Origin of the sequence: Vreelandella lutescens (assembly GCF_014640815.1) — a bacterium.
GTDB classification, from domain to species: domain Bacteria; phylum Pseudomonadota; class Gammaproteobacteria; order Pseudomonadales; family Halomonadaceae; genus Vreelandella; species Vreelandella lutescens.
Genome location: NZ_BMHM01000014.1, coordinates 1 through 671 on the forward strand (window position 1 = coordinate 1; position 671 = coordinate 671).

Consider the following 671-nt stretch of genomic DNA (forward strand, 5'->3'; position numbering starts at 1 on the left):
ACCACGTCTTTCATCGCCTCTGACTGCCTAGGCATCCACCGTGTGCGCTTAATTGCTTGACCCTATAACCCGAAGGAGTCTGGGGTTCGCAATAATAACGATTGCCGGATACGCTTGAGACGTATCACAAAACAATTACGTAAGAACGTTTTAAAACGTTCTTGTCAGCATGATATACATTGTTAAAGAGCAGCTGTTCAATGAACAGTGATAAGAAGACGCGTTACGTCGTGCTTATCAATGGTCACGAAACAATCACAAACGTCATTTACGATAACACCGTAAGATGATGGTGGAGCCAAGCGGGATCGAACCGCTGACCTCCTGCGTGCAAGGCAGGCGCTCTCCCAGCTGAGCTATGGCCCCATCGTTGCCATACAACCAGCCTCTTGTTCTCCATTACTGTGACACAGACAATGACGCACCGGCGTATAGCGTTATATACGAGGGGCGTTTTATGCTACACAACAGAAATTTGGTGGGTCTGGGCAGACTTGAACTGCCGACCTCACCCTTATCAGGGGTGCGCTCTAACCAACTGAGCTACAGACCCAAGAGGGGATCGTACGTAAACCGTTTGCTCTACTATCTGATCAGGTAATTCATTGTGAGCGCTTACCGCGAGGGATGATGCATCGTTTAAGGAGGTGATCCAGCCGCAGGTTCCCCTA

2 tRNA genes are annotated in these 671 nt (G+C 49.2%); both read right to left on the minus strand.

The features are described from left to right. Positions 1-290 precede the first annotated feature (290 nt). A tRNA-Ala gene (locus IEW65_RS17040) sits at positions 291-366 on the minus strand. 110 nt (positions 367-476) lie between these two features. Then, positions 477-553, minus strand: a tRNA-Ile gene (locus IEW65_RS17045). Positions 554-671: the final 118 nt, after the last annotated feature.